The following is a 19027-nucleotide window of genomic DNA, read 5'->3' on the forward strand; positions in this document are numbered from 1 at the left end:
ATTTTATTTAGTTTATTAAGGGTTATCCTAGGTTGTAGCACTGTTGCTTTTTATTGTTTATAAAGCTTTCAAAAGTGTTATTCTTACGCATAATGACAATTTCAGCGTTGATGTCAGCTAATATAGATTGCCAGTTAGCCGTGCTTTTACTTATTTCATAGTACAAGGCTTTGTATTCTATACTTGGTGATAGTGCAACGAGGGCATTTAGCATCATTTTTTTATCTCTATTTGATAAAAGTGATTTATAAATGCTGGCCTTGAGTACTTCTAAATCGGCGACAATAAGTTCAACGCGACCGTTTAAAAGCAAGTGAATAAGCTGATATTCACTGTTAGCAACAATGGTTTTTATTTTACCTTGATCAATAAGTTCATCTAATTCATCACTGTTCTTATATGAACGAACCACGCCCATCACCCTATTTTTTACAGAATTAATACTGCCATCGTAGTCAATAGTGTGATCTTTAAGTGCCACAAATGATAAGTCGCCACCCGGAATAGGTTCAGATAGCGCCAATAATTGATTTCGTGTCTTGGTTAAAATATTTTCAGACATAACATCGTCAGTAATATAGTACTCAGGGAATAATATATCGGCTTTGCCTAGTTCTGCTTCACGCACCGCGCGAGCCCAAGGGTAAAATTCAATATGAACGCCATAACCACGTTTTACCAGCATGCTTACTGTGAGCTGATAGAGCCAGCCTTTATTGCAGAGGTTATCATCTATATAAGGAGGCCAGTTGAGTGTAACCAAACGAAGGACGGTATCAGCCTCTAAATTATAACCGTAACCACTTTTGTATTTTTCGCCAGAGAGGGTAATATTTTTATCGTCAACAGAGTAGGTTACAGGCGCAGGGTCTGCGTAAGTAAAAAGTGATAAAAGTAAGGCTACGACTAAAAATATTCTCATAAGGATAATGCATTTTTATATGTACATATAAGTTTAGTGCGTTATATGGAATAAACAACGTAAATGGTCAAGTTCTTTTAATATAAATATAGCCTTAAAAAGCGATAGCTATTAACATGCGACTATAAGTAATTTAACTTAAATACGACATAATAATTATTAGAGGGAACTTTTATGGCTAATAAGCCAATAAGTGAAGATAATCCATTTGCTAATTTATCTGATGTGCAGTGTGAGCAGATCCAAAATTGGTATCAAAAGCATATTTCTTTAACTTTAACCACGTTGCTCAAAGGCAGTAAGTCTGGCCAAGTAATAGAAAGTAAATTAGAGCGTGCCTTAAACCAAGCATTATGCAAAAGTAAACGGCTCACGACCCAATCAGGTAATGGTAATTCGCCTATAAAATTACAAAATGCAAGTGTATTGGCAGAACTCAAAGATACGCGTGATTTGTTTCATGGTGCACAAGTTAAAATAAATAAGCTAGAACAAAAAATAACAACAAGTGCTGACGAAATACTATTGCTAGAGACTCAAAAAAGCGAACTACAGTTAGAGGTACGCAGTTTACAGCAACGGTTAAACCATGTTTTATCACGGTTAGAGTCACAAGGTGTCTCGTTTCAAAAAAGCCATTATGTAGGGCGTATATTGGTACATGCTTTACGAGCAAGCTTTGAAAATTGGCAGCAAACACCCTCTGGTGAGCCTTTCAAAAATCATGACTTTTATAAGCTTTTTCCCCGAGTTTTGTACTCAAGTTTACTAAAAGAGATAGAGAAACTGCTAGGGGAGCATGATTATAATCAAATAGAGCGCTCGCTCAGTGATTTCGTGTTTCAACAAAAGGGCTCACCAGTAGAGAATTGGCCGGATGAAGACCCGATATACGAAACACAATTAGTTAACCAAAAGCAGTCTGAGCTTTTAATTAAATTACAAAGCCAACACCAGCAGCGAAAAAACTTTACCGCCTATTTAGAAAAGCGTCTTTCTAATACTGGCTTTACTCATAAACACAGTGATTTACTGATGACCTTAGTTGATTTTGCGACAAATAATGAAAATAGTAAGTTTTCTAGTTATTGCCATTAATTTGGAGTAATCGTTTGGCTAGGCAGAGGTAAAGGTGTTAGGGGATGCTGTTGAAGGCCAAGCTGTTTTAGTCTAGCTGCAATGTTGTCTTGCGCGAGTGCTCGTTTTACCCATTTATACAAAGTGCTTATATCGAGGGTGTGGGTTGGGCGAAGTAATAACTGATGGTTATAGGTTTGTGCAATTCGTTCAGAAACAAGTAGCAAACGCTTGCTTTTTGGATACTTGCTAAAGTATTGGTTTAAGTAAGAACGCGTGACGATGGCGCTATCGCTGCGTTTTTTTAATACCAATTCAATACTTCTTTTATGACTGCTTAATAAAGTCATTTTATATTCGTTTTCAAGTACTGCGGGGTTACTCTCATAATTTGCTAATGGGTAATGGTAGCCTAAAATACCCACCAAGGTTCTATTTTCTAAATTATCAAACCAAGCCTGTGACTTTGCAAATTGCTTTAAAGCAATAAATACCTCACTGTCTGTGGCTATAACAGGGGAATTACTAATTATATTATTCCCTTGCAGCCATCCCCAATCCGGGTTTTCAAAAAAAACTGAATCGAATAAGCCTTTTTGGTAATCTTTAAAGCGACGAACTGGCGTGGTTAGTACCAATTCAAAATGATAAGAATGCTGCATTTTATTAAGTTCGCTGATTAACTCAACAGTAAGGCCAGAAGCACGTCCATCAACAATCTCTATATAAGGAGGGAATTCATAACCGCCTACTTTAACCACTGTTTTTGCATGAGCTTCTTCAACTGAAAAACCAAGTAAGGCTAATAAAATGAGCGTAACAAACTTCATAGTTAAATCCTTCCTTAGCGTGCTTTTGATGTATCAATTTATAAGATAGTCTATTTGTTAACATAGTATGAATTATCAAGCAATGTATTCTAACTTTTTGAGTTAAATTAAATGGGTAGTTATACGATGTTTGCAACGGAATTTAAGAGTGGCATGCGCTTTTTTTGGTGTTTCCCCAAAGTCGGGTGGCGTGGCTTCGCCACTTAACCGACCTACGTTCTTTTAGAATTGGTACGACTGAGTGGATTCGAACCAGCGACCTGTGGACAGGGTAATTAAGAGAGGGTAGTGCTTTTTCTTGAGATGTTTTTGAATTGGTACGACTGAGTGGATTCGAACCACCGACCCCTACCATGTCAAGGTAGTGCTCTAACCAACTGAGCTACAGTCGTACAATTTTAAATACATTTTTTACTAATTTTGGTACGACTGAGTGGATTCGAACCACCGACCTTTGGACCGGGTGATCAAGAGTAGGTAGTGCTCTTTCCTTCAACGTACTTCAAATACATTCTATACTAATTTTGGTACGACTGAGTGGATTCGAACCACCGACCCCTACCATGTCAAGGTAGTGCTCTAACCAACTGAGCTACAGTCGTACTATAAGTTTACATACTATTTAATTCATCCATGAAGCTTCATCCTGTCGGCGTCCTGCCTCCACCTCGTTCGGCTGCGAAGCTTCGCTTCGGTCCAATCTCGCCCATCTGAGCTACAGTCGTACTGCATGTATTTAAGAATTGTTAATTGCTTAACAACGGTCGCTAATATATAGCGTGATGGGGAGTGAATCAAGCATGTTTATGTTATTTGAGTTTATTTGCCGTTTTTTTATTCATATTGGACTGATTTCACACGTTTTATAAAATTTTTGCCACCAGATAACATGCTCTTTTGCTGACGATTTTAGCTGAGCGAGTAAGTTTTTTGCGTTTGGGTCAAGTAGGGCATTTATTTCTTCACTACTTACTGCTTGATTAAACCACAGCTGCACATACAGCGGCTGCAATGTTTCTAAATAGCCACTCAACTGCGCCTGATAAGGCTGAATTTGTTTTAAGTAATATTTATTAAATATATTACTGATAATTTTAGCCTGCTGCTTGTTTTTACCTTTTGGGCATATATCTTCAAGCGTTAAAGTATTTACAAATTGGGTTGCGGTATGATTTAAGCTAATTTGTTCGCGCGCGGCTTGAATAAGTTGTTGGTCAAATTTGTATCTGTTGAGCGGCTCAAGCGCTAACAAAATATCACTGCTGTTAATTGCAATACTATTTTGAGTTTCTATTTGCTGTTTTATAGTGGTGAGTTTTTTTAGTGCCTCAACCGTGTCGCTAAATCCTGCTGGTTGGGTGCTGAGCTCTTGACCAGTTAGTTGCCAAGTGCGATTGAGCTCTGGCTCATTATATAAAGTGTTGTTGAAAAACTGAGTGAGTTGGGCTTGTTTTTGAGTTTTTGCCGCTGCAATTTTGTTGTAAATCTTGCTTTGTTTATCCAAGGTATTTAAACAGTTTTGCGCGCTTTGAATAAAATCTATTTGGTACTTCAATTGGCTGGCAGCGGTGGCTGTTTTACCTAATTGATTATTATGCTCGCTTATTAGAACGTTCAGTTTACATTGGCTAATACCAGCAAGTTCAGTTATGCCAATTTTAATAGCAGGTTGAAAGGTGCTTGTAGGCGCAACTAAAGAGAGTTGTTGCAGTGAGTTTGTGTTCGGCTCGGGAACTTGCAAAGTATTACTTAAGCGAGACAAATAAGTTTTATTTGCCTCACTAGGCTGCTCTGTGCAGCCAATAAGAAATGCACAACACACTGCCAGTAACCAACTAAGTGGCAGTGTGTTATTTTTAGATTGTTTAAGAGAGAATAAATGGTTCACGTTTAAATCGCCTATGCACTGTCAGCATTAGCAGTATAGCTGCTACTGATAAGCCAACGATGATACCTATCCAGAATCCATGCGGGCCCATTGCTGGCACTATTAAGTCTGTTCTTGCTAATACGTAGCCTAAACTAAAGCCGATTAACCAGTAAGAGATAAAAGTAATATAAGAAATTGGCGCGGTGTGCTTTAAGCCTCTCAATATACCATTTGCAGCTACTTGTAATGCATCAGGAAGTTGGTAAATACAGGCTAAAATCATAATAGATGAAGCAAGTGCGAGTACCGCAGGGCTATCGCTATAAAGTTGGCTGATCACATCGCGACCTATAAAAGTAATAAAAGCAACAAACAAAGCAACCATCGCTGCCATAATATAACTTGTCGATACCGCTACTTTTAATTGATCTAAATGATTTTGCCCAAATAAATTACCAATTCGTATGCTAATTGCAATTGAGAGGCTCAGAGGCATCATAAATAATAGTGCAGTAACACTGGCTGCAATTTGATGGCCAGACACGGCTACAGCACCTAAGTGCGCAATAAATAAAGGTATACAGGCAAACAAGGTCACTTCAAAAAATGTCGCCAGTGATATAGGAATACCGAGTTTGGTAATAATACCTATGGTTTTAAAGTTAGGTTTTTCAAAGCCAGCTAATAAGCCTTTAGCATCTATTTTTTTACTGAGTTGGCAATAAGTCACCTGAGCAATCGCCATAACAGTAAATACGAGTGCGGTAGCAATACCACAACCGGCTCCGCCAAATGCTGGTAGGCCAAATAAGCCATTGATAAAAATATAATTGAGTGGAATATTTACCGCAAGCCCCAATAGGCTGATATAAAATGCGGGCTTGGTCATCCCCATGCCTTCGGTCATATTTCTGTAAACGGTAAAAATTAAAAAGCCAAACACACCCCATTTAACAAAATGAATGTAGTCAAAAGCAAGTCCAGCAATCGCAGGGCTGGTATCTAGCTGTAAAATAACGGTATTGGCAAGCTGGGCTGCACTAAAACCAGCAATACTTAACAGGAGGGTTAAATAAAGGGCTTGCTGAAAATAATGGCTGATGCCGTTACGATCTTTAGCACCCGCAAATTGGGCAATAACGCCTGTTAATGCTAATAGAATACCTTGTATTGCTAATAAAATGGGGTTCCATATTCCTGTAGCAATTGACAGTGCTGCTAAATCGGTAGGGCTCACTTGTCCGGCCATTATGGTATCAACCACCGACATTAATACTAAAGTTACTTGTGCTAAAAAAACGGGAACCGCGAGGGAAAGTAAACGTTTGGCTTCCCAACTACAAAAAGTCATAAAAAACAGCTATTCAGAAAAACATATTCGCATTGTAATCTATTGTGATCTGCCAAGCTATGCTGGTGGTCGGTGTTTGTATTTAATTCATCTTGGCGGTGAAAATAACCATCAATAAGTACTATTAAGTGAATGATTTTGCCTTTTGATACGTTAAACTAGCACTTTGTTAGAAATAGAAGCGATTTTTATGTTTACCGGTATTATTCAAACTCAAGCAACGGTAGTTTCTAAAACCCATGCACAGGGCGTGTTACGCTTGGTAGTTTCTGTCAATGAGCAATACGTGAAGCATTTAGACTTAGGTGCCAGCATTGCTATAAACGGCTGCTGTTTGACGGTGGTAAAAGTAGAGCTAAGTAATCACGATGTGGTTGCTCAAGTGCATTTTGATGTTATTGATGAAACCCTGCAGCTTACTAATCTTGGGCAACTGGAATTGGGTAGTTTAGTTAATTATGAGCGTTCAGTATCGTTTGGAACTGAGTTAGGTGGGCATATAGTATCTGGACATATCCACTGTACTGCCAAAATTGCGCAAATAGTTAAGTTAGAAAACAACTACAAAATACAGCTTAGCCTGCCACAAAAATGGCAAAAATATGTATTATACAAAGGCTTTGTATCTGTTAATGGTGCCAGTTTAACGGTGGGAAATATTGATGAGAAAGGCTTTTGGCTGCATTTAATACCAGAAACACTCGATATTACTAATTTAGGTGAAGCCGTTGTGGGTGATGAGTTCAATATTGAAGTCGACCAGCAAACCTATACAATTATAAACACCGTTGAAAACTACATGCGCCAACATAGCTAAAATATTTGTTCGTCATCGCTGTCCACATGTAACTCTAACTTATTACGTGCATAGTCTATATGCATGTTCAAATGAATAAGGTTACAACAGGCGCTACATTCTTCATAGTAGTCTTGGTCGCCCATACTAGCATCAAGATCTAAATGAATATGGTGTCCACAATGTGGGCATGCGATACGTTGTGATAAAAAGTCTTTCATAATAACACCTCATAAAAACTAAGTTATTTTACGTGGGTAGCACACAACGGGCTTACTCTGATTATAGTGCTTATATTTTGTTTACTGCATTTATTTAAGTTTAGTAGTTTAGTAGTTTATCAACGTGCTCTTTGGCCTGATTTAGATAATGCCCAGCATAAATGTTGGCGTTGTTTAAAATAGGGTAAAGCTGGTAAACAAGCTTACGTTGCTCATAACCCTGAGCTAAAGGATAGTGTTGATTGTAGGCACTATAAAACTCCTCAGGTAAGGGGGCATAGAGTTCACTCATAGCAATATCTACCTCCCGATCACCGTAATAGCAGGCTGGGTCAAATAATGTCGGAATGTTATTCACAAAGCCCAGGTTACCGCGCCAAAAATCGCCATGTAATAATGAGGGTAAAACATGATGACTATGCAGTTGCTCCTTTACCTGATTTATTAGTTGCTCTGAGTCTGCCAACATAATGTTTTTTTCAGCTAAAAGTTGTAATTGCCAACCAATACGTTCTTCTGCAAAAAAAACATCCCATTTTTTATGCCACTGATTAGGTTGAAGTGTTGAGCTTAAATAATTGTCGGTATCAAAACCAAACATCGCTTGCTGGTGTTTTTGATGTAACATGGCAAGATGTTCACCCATCGTTGACCAATGGGTGTGGGGAAGGTCATCAAGTGTAAGCCACTCTAATACAATAAAGGCGTATTCTATATTGGCCCCAGTAGTAATACAGTCGGGCACCATAAAAACACTGTTTTGAGTAAGCTGTTTTAAACCTTGAGCTTGAGCTTCAAAGCGCTCTAGCTCATTTTTTTGCGCAATTTTAACTAAATAATTGTGCTTGCCATCGCTTAAGTGAAACAACTTATCGGTTGATGTGTTTTGCAACTGACGTTTATGGGTGTGTTTAAAATCGTAATGGATAGCTTGGCTGATCTGTTGATTGATTGTTTTCCACATAACAATAGTCACCTTTTAAACCTATAAATAAACTATGGCAAAAAGGGATTAAATAAACAAATTAATCGGTGTAAAATTAAGACTATCAATTTCTGATACAAATCACTGAAATGGAATAAAAATGAATAAAAGTTTTATCACTAACCTATTAGCAGCATGTTGCGTTGTTTTTGGTTTTGTATTTGATCAAGCCATTGTACTTTCGGTGGGCTTATTTGCACTCTCTGGTGCGGTTACAAATTTACTCGCTATTCATATGCTGTTCGAAAAAGTGCCGTTTTTATATGGATCAGGTGTAATTGCGCTTAAGTTTGAAAGCTTTAAAGTAGCAATAAGAAATTTAATACTTACTGAGTTCTTCTCTGAGAATAAAATCGATAAGCTTCTAAGTAAGGCTCAACCAACGATAGATTTTGAATCAGTCATTTATAAAGTGGATTTAAACCCTGCATTCGATAATTTGTTAGTGGTTATTGAACAATCACAATTTGGTAGCATGCTTGCAATGTTTGGTGGCACTGAAGCCGTTGAGCCAATGCGAGAAAAGTTTATTGAAAAAATGCAATCATCACTCGTGCAAATAAGCGACACCGACGATTTTAAAATACTATTAAGCGACATGTTAACCCAAGGCAATAACGCGGAAAGTTTGCATAACACGGTGCTTAAGTTAGTGGATGAACGCCTAGATGAACTCACCCCTAAAATGGTAAAAGAAATAATTCAAACCATGATCCGCGAGCACTTAGGCTGGCTCGTTGTGTGGGGTGGAGTATTTGGTGGCTTATTTGGTTTGTTGGCAGCGCTTATTTAATAATAAATACACGTTAAGCAGGTATGTAGATCCTGCTTAACGTGTTTGACTCGAGTAAATTAAACGCATTTAAAACTCACGATTTTTTAATTAGAACTCAGGTTATTTAGACCCCGCCATAATAACCACAAGCGGTTTGTTTACTTTCGCTAAATCTCTTATTGATGTACTGGTAGACGTTTCCATATTTAAAAATCGTGCTGATTTGTTTAAATCATAGAGCGCTACAAAATCACCCACTGATAAATCATTACAGAGTAATTTTTTACTAATTACATGTTTACTAATACGCAGATCTTTTATGGTTCTGTGAAGTGTCAGTCTTTTGTTAGATGCAACTGCCATACAAGCTTGTGTACCAGGTGATGAGTCAGCGGCAATAAATGTGGTTGCCATTACAGGTGCTGTTAATGTTGCTGCGCCTAATAATACAGTTGAATATAGTGTTGCTTTAAGAGAAATCATTGTGTTTGCCTCTTTGTTTATGTGCAACTTAAGTATTGCTTAATGTAGCCAAAACGTTGTTAACTGAATGGGACAAGCTGTAAGAAAATGTGTATGTAAATTGTGCTATTTTGTAGGTGTATGAAAAGTTGCTCATAAATAATTTATTTTTGACACAGTTTAACGTTTTCCTACTGAAATATTTTTTCAGACTGTTATTATCGCGCCCTAAATTTGTGGCATTTTATCTTTTTGGAGCGCAATTGTGAATAAAACGTTAGCCAGTTACTACCAGCAAGCCTATGCGTGTGAGCAACAGCATTTTAACCAATGTTTTTATTGCGGCTGTGAGGCAACAGAGCGCGATCATTGCCCGCCATTGCATATGCTACAAAGTATTATTGATCTAGGTGAAGAAGCTGACTTTGTTGCCATTGCAGCCTGTTACGAATGCCATGCATTACTTCACAATGAGCGATTAATGACCATTGATGAGCGATTTAGCAAACTTAAAAAGAAATTATCTAATAAGTATGCAAAGCCTTTGCGTGTTTACAACATGTGGGAAGAAAACGAACTCGCTGACATGAGTGATGAATTTGCTCATAGTATTCAAGCCGGTATGAAACTCGGTAAAGAAGCTGCTGAGCGACTCGCTTTTACGGGGTTTAGTTACGCCACTGAGGAAGCACGTGTCACAGTGCGTGAAAAAACCAAAGAGTTTGATGTAGAAGGCACTGTATTTACCGACTTTAAAGAAGCGCTTAACTATTGCATTAATGTTTTAAAGGTGCAAAAAAGTGATTTTTATAAAATTTTGGTGGAAGACTATCAAGGTGATTTTAATAAGGCATTGAGCCAATACAGACATCGTCATGATAAAGTCACAGCCGCAAAAGATGGTAATACATTGATTAAAGATTTTTCAAAATTACATAAGCAAAACTCAGATTTTGTAACCCGAACGGTTAAACACTTTATCAGTAAAGATCCATCGCTCACCACCGAAGGAGCTCTGGATAAGCTTTATAACAATTATATAAAAAAATAATTACAGAAACTCACCTTAAATAACCGCCTTTTCACCTGTTTTTTTAGCTTTATGCGTTTGCTTTCGCTAAAGTAGTAAAAAAACAGGAGAACCTAAAAACATGCAAAAATTTGCTCCCTCATTGTTAGCTGTTGGTTTAGCAGCAGCACTTGTTGGTTGCCAAGAAAGCGGCCCACAAGATGACAAAGTAACCATTAATAAAAACCCATACCCAAGTACTTATCAGCCAGTCGCGACATCAAGTACCTTGATCACGAATGCAACTGTATTAACAGGTACAGGTGAGCGTTTAGATGAAGCGGACGTACTGATTGTTGACGGTAAAGTGCAGCAAGTTGGTAAAGATTTAACCGCTAATGCAGACACCACTATTGACGCGCAAGGTAAATGGGTAACACCAGGCATTATTGACGTTCATTCACATTTAGGTGCTTATCCAAATCCATCGGTTGAGTCTCATCAAGATGGTAACGAGATGACCAGCCCTAATACGGCAGAAGTATGGGTTGAGCATTCAATTTGGCCACAAGATCCAGGTTTTAATCGTGCACGTGAAGGCGGTATTACGTCATTACAAATATTACCTGGTTCAGCTAATTTATTTGGTGGACGCGGCGTTACGCTTAAAAATGTACCGGCTCACACCATGCAAGGGATGAAATTTCCTGATGCGCCATACGGTTTAAAAATGGCCTGTGGTGAAAATCCTAAACGTGTTTACGGTCGAAAAGGTGTATTGCCGATGACACGTATGGGTAATATGGCAGGTTATCGCACAGCATGGATTGGCGCGCAAGAATATAAGCGTGAGTGGGATAAATACGATGCTGATTACGCTGCGGGTAAAAACCCAGAAGCTCCACATCGCGATATTAAATACGATACATTACGCGGTGTTTTAGAAGGTGACGTTCGTATTCATAATCACTGCTACAAAGCAGAAGAAATGGCGATGATGATCGACCTTTCAAAAGAGTTTAATTACCATGCCGGCACATTCCACCACGGAATTGAAGCCTATAAAATTGCTGATTTACTGGCTGAAAACGGCTCGTGTGCTGCACTTTGGCCAGACTGGTGGGGCTTTAAAATGGAAGCCTACGATATGGTGCAAGAGAACGTAGCTATTGTTGATGCCGTTAAAAACTCATGTGCCGTTGTGCACTCAGATTCTGACACCACGATTCAACGTTTAAACCAAGAAGCGGCTAAAGTAATGTACAGTGCAAACCAAAATGGGTTTGATATTTCTGAGCAGCATGCAATTAAGTGGATCACAGCTAACGCCGCTAAATCGTTAGGCATTGAAGATAAAACAGGCTCACTTGAAGCAGGCAAACAAGGTGATGTTGTTATTTGGAATCAAAGCCCATTTAGTGTTTATGCAAAAGCAGAGCAAGTGTTTGTTGATGGTGCAAAAGTTTACGATAGAAACGATAGCGCATTCCAAGCACAAAGTGATTTTATGTTAGGTCAACAATAAGGAGCACCCAGAATGAAAAAATTATCACGTTCGTTTTCGCTTTCTCTGGTTGCTGCAGGGCTTTTAGCATCGGGTACCGTGAGCGCAGAGTCACTGGCAATTATTAATGCAACTTTGCATACATCTTCAGAGCAAGGTGTATTAGAAGGAGCTAGCATAGTTATGAATGATGGCAAAATCACTGCCATTAACCCTAGCGATGTTAAAGCTGACAAAGTTATTGATGCTAAAGGTCAAATAGTGACCCCAGGTTTTATTGCCAGTGTAAATCAACTTGGCTTAGTTGAAGTAGGTGCGGTTGCCGGTTCTCGCGATGCAGGAGAAGAAAAAGCAGGTATTGATTTTGATGCAAGCTTGGCATTTAACCCTCGTTCAACTTTAATCCCTTATGCACGTAAAGGTGGTATTACTCGCGATTTGATCACCCCGTACGGTGGTGACAGTATTTTTGCAGGCCTAGCAAGTGTTGTCGATTTAAGCGGCAGCTTTGAAAGCGTAAATAAAAAGCAAGCAGCACTAGTGGTTCATTTGGGTGAGCGTAGCAAAGGCTCTCGTGCTTTTACCCTGCAAACGCTCATTAAAAAATTAGATGAGCATCAAACTAAAGCAAGCAAAGAAGCCAAAAAAGACGATGCTAAGCCAAGTGCTGAAGACACCATAATGGCTAAAGTACTTAAAGGTGACATGCCGGTACTGATCAGTGTATCGCGTGCAGCAGATATTGTTGAATTAATAAAAGTAAAACAGCAATTTGGTATCAATATTGTACTTAATGGTGTGCAAGATGCCGTTGTAGTTAAAGATCGAATCGCTAAAGCTGGCATTCCGGTGATTATCAGTGCTATGGATAATTTACCAGGTAGCTTCGACTCACTTAATGCAAGCTTAAATAATGCCGGAATACTAGAAAAAGCCGGTGTTAAAGTGCTATTAACTGTGGGTGGTGACGCAAGTCACAATGTTTACCAGCTTCGCTACGATGCCGGTAATGCAGTGTCTTACGGTATGAGTCAACAAGGCGCATTAAAAGCCATGACCTCGAATGTAGCTGATGTATTTGGTATTAATGCCGGTAGCTTAGAAGTAGGTAAAGCCGCTGATGTTGTTATGTGGAGTAACGACCCGTTTGAGCTGAGCAGCCACGTGAATAAAATGTTTATCAATGGTGTTGAGGTTAGTACTGAATCTCGCCAAGATAAACTGCGTGAGCGCTATACAACAGAATCGAACATGCCACGCGCATACACAAAATAAACTTTTTAAGTTGAATTTAAAAGGCCGCATTAGCGGCCTTTTTTATGAACACCTTTCGCCTAAGCACAAAAAAGGCGCTCTGTGAGCGCCTTTTCGTTCATTTAACTGATTTATACTAGTTTAGATAAAATCTCGTTAAATGTTGTGCTTGGACGCATTGCTTTAAAGGCTGCATCGTCATTTGGCTGGAAGTATCCGCCAATGTTCATTGCAGGGCCCTGTGCATCGTTTAGCTCGTTAACAATTTGCTCTTTGTTGGTTTCAAGGTCGCTAGCAATTTGTGTAAATTGCGCTTTAAGCTCGCTATCTTCATTTTGCTTAGCAAGTTCTTGAGCCCAGAATAAAGATAAGAAGAAATGAGAACCACGGTTATCAATTTCTTTTACTTTACGTGAAGGCGACTTGTTTTCAGCTAGGAATGTGCCTGTTGCTTTATCAAGCGTATCAGCAAGTACTTGTGCTTTGTTGTTACCTGTTGTCGTGCTTAGGTGCTCAAGTGACGCAGCAAGTGCTAAGAACTCACCTAAAGAATCCCAACGTAAATGGTTTTCTTTTTCAAATTGTTGAACGTGCTTAGGAGCAGAACCACCGGCACCTGTTTCAAATAAACCACCGCCATTCATTAGTGGCACAATTGAAAGCATTTTAGCACTAGTACCCAATTCTAAAATTGGGAATAAATCTGTTAGGTAATCACGTAATACGTTACCTGTTACAGAAATCGTGTCTTTACCTTCTTTGATGCGTGCTAGTGAGAATAAGGTTGCATCCATTGGCGATAAAATTTGAATATCTAGGCCAGCAGTGTCGTGATCTGGCAGGTATTTATTCACTTTTTTGATTAGCTCAGCATCGTGTGCACGTTCTGCATCTAACCAGAAAATAGCCGGATTACCAGTTGCGCGAGCGCGGTTTACTGCAAGTTTAACCCAATCTTGAATTGGTGCATCTTTAACCTGACACATGCGCCAGATATCACCTTGCTCAACACTGTGCTCAAGTAACGTATTGCCATTTGTGTCAACAACACGAATAGTACCGTCAGCTTTTGCTTCAAATGTTTTGTCATGTGAGCCGTATTCTTCCGCTTTTTGAGCCATAAGGCCAACGTTTGGTACGCTACCCATAGTCGTAGGATCAAAAGCACCGTGCTCTTTACAAAAATCAATTGTTGCTTGGTAAACGCCAGAGTAACAACGATCTGGAATTACAAAGCTTGTGTCTTGTAATTTATCGTCTTTATTCCACATTTGACCGCTTGAACGAATTGCAGCAGGCATAGAAGCATCGATGATCACGTCACTTGGTACGTGTAAGTTTGTAATACCACGATGAGAATCAACCATGGCGATAGCAGGGCGGTTAGTGTAAACAGCTTGAATGTCTGCTTCAATTTCTTCGCGCTTAGCGTCATCTAATGTTTGAATTTTAGAGTACACATCGCCTAAACCGTTGTTTACATCAACACCTAGCTCTTCAAAGAGTGCACCGTGTTTTGCAAAAACGTCTTTGTAGAATACTTTTACAGCGTGACCAAAGATGATTGGATCAGATACTTTCATCATGGTTGCTTTCATATGAAGCGAAAATAACACGCCTTTTTCTTTCGCTGCATTAATTTCGGCTTCTAAGAATGCTTGTAATTTCGCAGCACTAATACGTGATGCATCAATTACTTCACCAGCAAGTAATGGCGTGCTTTGCTTAAGTACTGTGATATCGCCATTAGCCGCTACGTGTTCAATACGAACATCCGTTGCTTCATCAACAGTTACTGACTGTTCAGAGCCAAAGAAATCACCTTCTTCCATGCTTGCAACATATGATTGAGAATCTTTGCTCCATGCACCCATTGAATGCGGGTTATTACGCGCATATTCTTTTACTGAACTTGGTGCGCGACGGTCAGAGTTACCTTCACGAAGAACTGGGTTTACTGCGCTACCTTTAATTTTGTCGTAGGCTGCTTGAATAGCTTTTTCTTCATCGTTTTTAGGTTCAACCGGGTATTCTGGAAGTGCATAACCTTTTTCTTGAAGCTCTTTAATTACAGCGCGAAGTTGTGGAACTGAGGCACTGATGTTTGGTAATTTAATGATGTTAGCTTCAGGTGTTTTTGCCATTTCGCCAAGTTCTGCAAGTGCATCACCAATGCGTTGTTCTTCTGTTAGGTAATCCGGGAAGCTCGCAATTACACGACCAGCTAATGAGATGTCGCGTGTTTCAACTTCAACACCTGCCGCATTTGTGTACGCTTGGATAATAGGTAACAACGAATAAGTTGCTAATGCCGGAGCTTCGTCCGTTTTTGTATAGATAATTTTTGATGTCATCATCATTCCTAGATAGTAGGCCGCATTGGCCAAATTCAACAATGCAAAGAAATCATCGCCTAATACCTTATAAATAAAGCATTAATATATGCAATGAGTAGTCTGTTAGGTGTTGGTACTCGTATAACCTAAACAAGGTGAGAATAATCACACCTGACGGACTAGTGTCTTTTATAACTAAAATTTATGTAAATACAAACTAGCCATTAGGCTAAAGTAATTACGTTTTACAGGATAAAGAGTGTAACAAGCTTGGCTAAAAAGGGCTAGGATTACGCGCTAAACGCCAGCAGTTAAACACCTAATACTGAAATTATTGGGGTAGATAAAATAAAATCAAGGAGTGGGGTTGAATTAACACACAATGAGGCAATTTATATTGAAGTGGTTAGGGATTTTTAGGGAATTAAGCGAGGATCTAAACAGGTCGCTCGCTTTAGTCTCATATTTACAATCACTCTATAATATCGCCGTTAGGGGCTATATTAGTAGCGTGTAGACCTTTAGGGCCCTGTTGTAATTCGAAGGTAACATCTTGACCAGCTTTAAGTGTCTTGTATCCGTCCATTACAATAGTGGAGTAATGAGCAAAAATGTCGTTCTCGCAACCGTCTTCTACGATGAAACCAAAACCTTTGGCGTTGTTGAACCATTTGACTTTACCACAAGCCATACTTCTACATCCTTCTATAAGTTGACTAATTTAGTTATCCTAAACTGTATTGTTTGCTAGACTGACTAAGGTTTAATCAATCACCATTTGACTGTAGTTTATTTAAGCAACCAGTCAAGTGTTTTAGGTTATTTTTTAACATTTTATTTATTTTTTTATTCAAGTTTGCTTGAGTTACAAAGACAAGACTATATTTAATTATGAGTGGTATGAAAGATTCTGGTGTTATCGACACCGTTCGCGATAGTGAAAAGCAAAAGTTGCAGCCACCGCGAAAATATAAAGTTGTGTTAAACAACGATGATTACACGCCGATGGATTTTGTAATAGAGATCTTAATGACGTTTTTTAATATGGATAGCGATAGAGCAACTGATGTGATGCTGCAAATACATCAGCAAGGTAAGGGCATATGTGGTGTTTACAGCGCCGATGTAGCACATACCAAGGCTGAGCAAGTTAACCGCTACTCAAGGGATAACGAGCATCCACTGCTATGTAGTTGTGAGCAGGAATAAATACCACAAAGGTGAACTTTCATCTTTGAAGTGCGGTATAAAATTATTATCTCTGTAAGGGGTTGCCAATGCTAAATAAAGACTTAGAACTAACTTTGAACACCGCGTTTCGTGAAGCGCGTACACGTCGTCATGAGTTTATGACCGTAGAGCATCTTTTACTCGCTCTACTCGACAATCCATCAGCTGGAGAAGCGCTCAATGCGTGTGGTGTTGACGTTTCTGGATTAAAAACAGAGTTACTTGAATTTATTGATGAAACCACACCGGTTATTCCCGATTTAGAAGAAGAACGCGAAACTCAACCAACGCTTGGTTTTCAGCGTGTATTACAGCGCGCGGTATTTCATGTGCAATCTTCGGGTAAAAATGAAGTAACCGGCGTGAATGTGCTGGTGGCTATTTTTTCTGAACAAGAAAGCCAAGCCGTGTATTTACTTAAAAAGAATGATATTTCTCGTCTTGATATTGTTAACTTTATTTCTCATGGGATTGCCAAAGGTGACGACGAATTAGGCGATGACACCGACGATATACATGAAGAAGTTCAAGAGGTGGCCAGTGAAGAAGCGAGCAAGCTCGACAGCTTTACTACGAACCTTAATATACAGGCTAAAGAGGGTAACATTGACCCGCTTGTTGGACGTGACAGTGAAGTAGAGCGCACGGTACAAGTACTGTGTCGTCGTAAAAAGAATAACCCATTACTGGTTGGTGAAGCCGGCGTAGGTAAAACTGCCATTGCCGAGGGTTTAGCCTATCGAATTGTTAACGAACAAGTGCCTGAAGTCATTGCTGATGCGGTTGTATACTCTTTAGATATGGGCGCGTTACTTGCCGGTACCAAATACCGAGGCGATTTTGAGAAGCGCTTTAAAAGCTTATTAAAAGAGCTGCAAGCTAAACCAGGCTCTATTTTATTTATTGATGAAATTCACACCATCATTGGTGCAGGTGCTGCATCAGGTGGGGTAATGGATGCCTCAAACTTAATTAAACCGCTACTTTCAAGTGGGCAATTACGTTGTATGGGTTCAACGACTTACGGCGAGTATAAGAATATTTTTGAAAAAGATCGTGCCTTGGTACGTCGCTTTCAAAAAATTGATGTGCTTGAACCTAGCGTTGAAGACACCACTAAAATTCTTAACGGCTTAAAAGAGCGTTACGAAGCTCACCATGGTATTCGTTATACACAAAAGGCGTTAAAAGCAGCCGCAGAGCTTAGTGCTAAGTACATTAATGAACGTCATTTGCCTGATAAAGCAATTGATGTGATTGATGAAGCGGGCGCAAGCCAACGTTTACTGCCTACGTCTAAACGTAAAAAAACCATTGGTGTATCTGATATTGAGATGATTGTGTCTAAAATGGCACGTATTCCGCCACAAAATGTATCATCGTCTGATAAAGAAACGCTTAAAAACTTAGACCGTAATTTAAAAATGCTGGTGTTTGGGCAAGATCAGTCTATTGATGCATTAACTTCTGCTATTCGTTTATCTCGCTCAGGTTTAGCGAACGAGAACAAACCGGTTGGTTCATTCTTATTTGCAGGCCCAACAGGGGTAGGTAAAACAGAGGTTACCAAGCAATTAGCTAAGTGCATGGGTGTTGAGTTTATTCGTTTTGATATGTCTGAATATGTTGAGCGCCATGCGGTGAGCCGTTTAATCGGTGCGCCTCCGGGTTATGTAGGTTTTGAGCAAGGCGGCTTATTAACAGAAGCGGTGATTAAAAATCCACATGCGGTGGTATTACTGGATGAAATTGAAAAAGCGCATCCAGATATCTACAACATTCTTTTACAAGTTATGGATCACGGTACGCTAACTGATAATAATGGCCGTAAAGCCGACTTTAGAAACGTAGTAGTGGTGATGACGACCAATGCCGGCGTACAAGAAACAACACGTAAGTCGATTGGCTTTAGTGAGCAAGATCACACACATGATGCAATGGGTGAAATTAATAAAGTATTCTCACCAGAATTTAGAAACCGCTTAGATAACATTATTTGGTTTAACCACCTCGATAAAGAAGTTATTTTGCAAGTGGTTGATAAATTTGTTGTTGAGTTACAAGCGCAACTTGATAAGAAGTCAGTTAACCTTGAGCTTACTTCTAAAGCACGTGAGTGGTTGGCTGATAAAGGCTATGACAAAGCAATGGGCGCGCGCCCTATGGCACGTGTTATCCAAGAAGAACTTAAAAAGCAATTGGCTAACGAAATACTGTTTGGTGAGCTAATTTCTGGCGGTACGGTAAAAGTATCGGTTAAAGATAAAAAGCTGCGTTTTGATTACGAGAGTGACTTAACGCCGGCCTAACCTAGAAGGTTAGTAATTTAAAAAGCCTGCTTTGTGCAGGCTTTTTTATTTGCCAAAGAAATAGGCAACAAAAAACCCAGCAAAGGCTGGGTTTTT

Annotated in this window: 17 protein-coding genes and 2 tRNA genes; 8 read left to right on the forward strand and 11 right to left on the reverse strand. The window is 39.3% G+C overall.

What is annotated here, in order from left to right; translation table 11 throughout:
- Positions 1–22: 22 nt before the first annotated feature.
- Positions 23–922: a substrate-binding periplasmic protein gene (locus AC27JR_RS09580; protein ID WP_487173440.1), complete on the reverse strand. Its 900-nt coding sequence runs from the start codon at positions 920–922 to the stop codon at positions 23–25.
- Between the two features lie 174 nt (positions 923–1096).
- Here AC27JR_RS09580 and AC27JR_RS09585 point away from each other — a divergent pair, with 174 nt between their 5' ends.
- The gene (locus AC27JR_RS09585; protein ID WP_487173441.1) at positions 1097–2020 is read left to right on the forward strand and encodes a hypothetical protein; all 924 of its coding nucleotides are present in this window, start codon (positions 1097–1099) and stop codon (positions 2018–2020) included.
- Here AC27JR_RS09585 and AC27JR_RS09590 read toward each other — a convergent pair.
- From AC27JR_RS09590 to AC27JR_RS09610, 5 genes are all read right to left on the reverse strand, one after another.
- Positions 2017–2829 carry an amino acid ABC transporter substrate-binding protein gene (locus AC27JR_RS09590; protein WP_487173442.1) on the reverse strand — a complete coding sequence of 271 codons (813 nt, stop codon included), beginning with the start codon at positions 2827–2829 and terminating at the stop codon, positions 2017–2019. The two genes, AC27JR_RS09585 and AC27JR_RS09590, sit on opposite strands and share 4 nt — an antisense overlap.
- A 315-nt stretch (positions 2830–3144) precedes the next feature.
- A tRNA-Val gene (locus tag AC27JR_RS09595) sits at positions 3145–3221 on the reverse strand.
- Positions 3222–3354: 133 nt separating this feature from the next.
- Positions 3355–3431: transfer RNA gene (locus tag AC27JR_RS09600), tRNA-Val, on the reverse strand.
- Between the two features lie 236 nt (positions 3432–3667).
- A complete protein-coding gene (locus AC27JR_RS09605; protein WP_487173443.1) occupies positions 3668–4717 on the reverse strand; it encodes a DUF3080 family protein in 1050 nt (349 codons plus the stop codon).
- On the reverse strand, positions 4695–6050 hold the full coding sequence (locus tag AC27JR_RS09610) for an MATE family efflux transporter (RefSeq protein ID WP_487173444.1): 1356 nt from the start codon (positions 6048–6050) through the stop codon (positions 4695–4697). Before AC27JR_RS09610 ends, AC27JR_RS09605 begins: the two co-directional genes overlap by 23 nt.
- 190 nt (positions 6051–6240) lie before the next feature.
- Here AC27JR_RS09610 and AC27JR_RS09615 point away from each other — a divergent pair, with 190 nt between their 5' ends.
- Entirely contained in the window at positions 6241–6867 is a 627-nt protein-coding gene (locus AC27JR_RS09615; protein ID WP_076920378.1) for a riboflavin synthase subunit alpha, read from the forward strand.
- Here AC27JR_RS09615 and AC27JR_RS09620 read toward each other — a convergent pair.
- Together AC27JR_RS09620 and AC27JR_RS09625 are read right to left on the reverse strand one after the other, a co-directional pair.
- Positions 6864–7067, reverse strand: a complete 204-nt coding sequence (locus AC27JR_RS09620; RefSeq protein ID WP_008464077.1) for a CPXCG motif-containing cysteine-rich protein — start codon at positions 7065–7067, stop codon at positions 6864–6866. The two genes, AC27JR_RS09615 and AC27JR_RS09620, sit on opposite strands and share 4 nt — an antisense overlap.
- Positions 7068–7167: 100 nt before the next feature.
- Entirely contained in the window at positions 7168–8031 is an 864-nt protein-coding gene (locus AC27JR_RS09625) for a fructosamine kinase family protein (RefSeq protein ID WP_487173445.1), read from the reverse strand.
- 121 nt (positions 8032–8152) lie between these two features.
- Between AC27JR_RS09625 and AC27JR_RS09630 the strand changes: the two genes are divergently transcribed.
- Positions 8153–8845: a DUF445 domain-containing protein gene (locus AC27JR_RS09630; RefSeq protein ID WP_076920380.1), complete on the forward strand. Its 693-nt coding sequence runs from the start codon at positions 8153–8155 to the stop codon at positions 8843–8845.
- 102 nt (positions 8846–8947) lie between these two features.
- On the opposite strand, the gene AC27JR_RS09635 is transcribed toward AC27JR_RS09630, so the two are convergent.
- The gene (locus tag AC27JR_RS09635; protein WP_076920381.1) at positions 8948–9310 is read right to left on the reverse strand and encodes a DUF3718 domain-containing protein; all 363 of its coding nucleotides are present in this window, start codon (positions 9308–9310) and stop codon (positions 8948–8950) included.
- Between the two features lie 244 nt (positions 9311–9554).
- On the opposite strand from AC27JR_RS09635, the gene AC27JR_RS09640 reads away from it, so the two are divergent.
- From AC27JR_RS09640 to AC27JR_RS09650, 3 genes are all read left to right on the forward strand, one after another.
- Positions 9555–10340, forward strand: a complete 786-nt coding sequence (locus tag AC27JR_RS09640; RefSeq protein WP_075169343.1) for a hypothetical protein — start codon at positions 9555–9557, stop codon at positions 10338–10340.
- Between the two features lie 100 nt (positions 10341–10440).
- Complete coding sequence (locus tag AC27JR_RS09645; RefSeq protein ID WP_076920382.1) at positions 10441–11823, forward strand: amidohydrolase; 1383 nt, start codon at positions 10441–10443, stop codon at positions 11821–11823.
- Positions 11824–11835: 12 nt separating this feature from the next.
- A complete protein-coding gene (locus AC27JR_RS09650) occupies positions 11836–13077 on the forward strand; it encodes an amidohydrolase family protein (protein WP_076920383.1) in 1242 nt (413 codons plus the stop codon).
- A gap of 110 nt (positions 13078–13187) precedes the next feature.
- Here AC27JR_RS09650 and AC27JR_RS09655 read toward each other — a convergent pair whose 3' ends face one another.
- Positions 13188–15410 (reverse strand): NADP-dependent isocitrate dehydrogenase, encoded by a 2223-nt coding sequence (locus AC27JR_RS09655; protein ID WP_487173446.1) that lies wholly within the window; start codon positions 15408–15410, stop codon positions 13188–13190.
- A 454-nt stretch (positions 15411–15864) separates the two neighbouring features.
- Positions 15865–16083 carry a cold shock domain-containing protein CspD gene (gene cspD / locus AC27JR_RS09660; RefSeq protein WP_008110104.1) on the reverse strand — a complete coding sequence of 73 codons (219 nt, stop codon included), beginning with the start codon at positions 16081–16083 and terminating at the stop codon, positions 15865–15867.
- 209 nt (positions 16084–16292) lie between these two features.
- On the opposite strand from cspD, the gene clpS reads away from it, so the two are divergent.
- Together clpS and clpA are read left to right on the forward strand one after the other, a co-directional pair.
- Complete coding sequence (gene clpS / locus AC27JR_RS09665) at positions 16293–16601, forward strand: ATP-dependent Clp protease adapter ClpS (RefSeq protein ID WP_008110102.1); 309 nt, start codon at positions 16293–16295, stop codon at positions 16599–16601.
- Positions 16602–16669: 68 nt separating this feature from the next.
- Positions 16670–18931 (forward strand): ATP-dependent Clp protease ATP-binding subunit ClpA, encoded by a 2262-nt coding sequence (gene clpA / locus AC27JR_RS09670; RefSeq protein WP_487173447.1) that lies wholly within the window; start codon positions 16670–16672, stop codon positions 18929–18931.
- Positions 18932–19027 lie beyond the last annotated feature (96 nt).

It is taken from the genome of Pseudoalteromonas sp. NH0006-26 (genome assembly GCF_057552415.1).

Excerpts from the sequence above, each read along its gene's own strand:
- AC27JR_RS09580 (WP_487173440.1), bottom strand. The coding sequence starts at position 922 with ATGAGAATATTTTTAGTCGTAGCCTTACTTTTATCACTTTTTACTTAC.
- AC27JR_RS09585 (WP_487173441.1), top strand. The coding sequence starts at position 1,097 with ATGGCTAATAAGCCAATAAGTGAAGATAATCCATTTGCTAATTTATCT.
- AC27JR_RS09590 (WP_487173442.1), bottom strand. The coding sequence starts at position 2,829 with ATGAAGTTTGTTACGCTCATTTTATTAGCCTTACTTGGTTTTTCAGTT.
- AC27JR_RS09610 (WP_487173444.1), bottom strand. The coding sequence starts at position 6,050 with ATGACTTTTTGTAGTTGGGAAGCCAAACGTTTACTTTCCCTCGCGGTT.
- AC27JR_RS09615 (WP_076920378.1), top strand. The coding sequence starts at position 6,241 with ATGTTTACCGGTATTATTCAAACTCAAGCAACGGTAGTTTCTAAAACC.
- AC27JR_RS09620 (WP_008464077.1), bottom strand. The coding sequence starts at position 7,067 with ATGAAAGACTTTTTATCACAACGTATCGCATGCCCACATTGTGGACAC.
- AC27JR_RS09625 (WP_487173445.1), bottom strand. The coding sequence starts at position 8,031 with ATGTGGAAAACAATCAATCAACAGATCAGCCAAGCTATCCATTACGAT.
- AC27JR_RS09630 (WP_076920380.1), top strand. The coding sequence starts at position 8,153 with ATGAATAAAAGTTTTATCACTAACCTATTAGCAGCATGTTGCGTTGTT.
- AC27JR_RS09635 (WP_076920381.1), bottom strand. The coding sequence starts at position 9,310 with ATGATTTCTCTTAAAGCAACACTATATTCAACTGTATTATTAGGCGCA.
- AC27JR_RS09645 (WP_076920382.1), top strand. The coding sequence starts at position 10,441 with ATGCAAAAATTTGCTCCCTCATTGTTAGCTGTTGGTTTAGCAGCAGCA.
- AC27JR_RS09650 (WP_076920383.1), top strand. The coding sequence starts at position 11,836 with ATGAAAAAATTATCACGTTCGTTTTCGCTTTCTCTGGTTGCTGCAGGG.
- AC27JR_RS09655 (WP_487173446.1), bottom strand. The coding sequence starts at position 15,410 with ATGACATCAAAAATTATCTATACAAAAACGGACGAAGCTCCGGCATTA.
- cspD (WP_008110104.1), bottom strand. The coding sequence starts at position 16,083 with ATGGCTTGTGGTAAAGTCAAATGGTTCAACAACGCCAAAGGTTTTGGT.
- clpS (WP_008110102.1), top strand. The coding sequence starts at position 16,293 with ATGAAAGATTCTGGTGTTATCGACACCGTTCGCGATAGTGAAAAGCAA.
- clpA (WP_487173447.1), top strand. The coding sequence starts at position 16,670 with ATGCTAAATAAAGACTTAGAACTAACTTTGAACACCGCGTTTCGTGAA.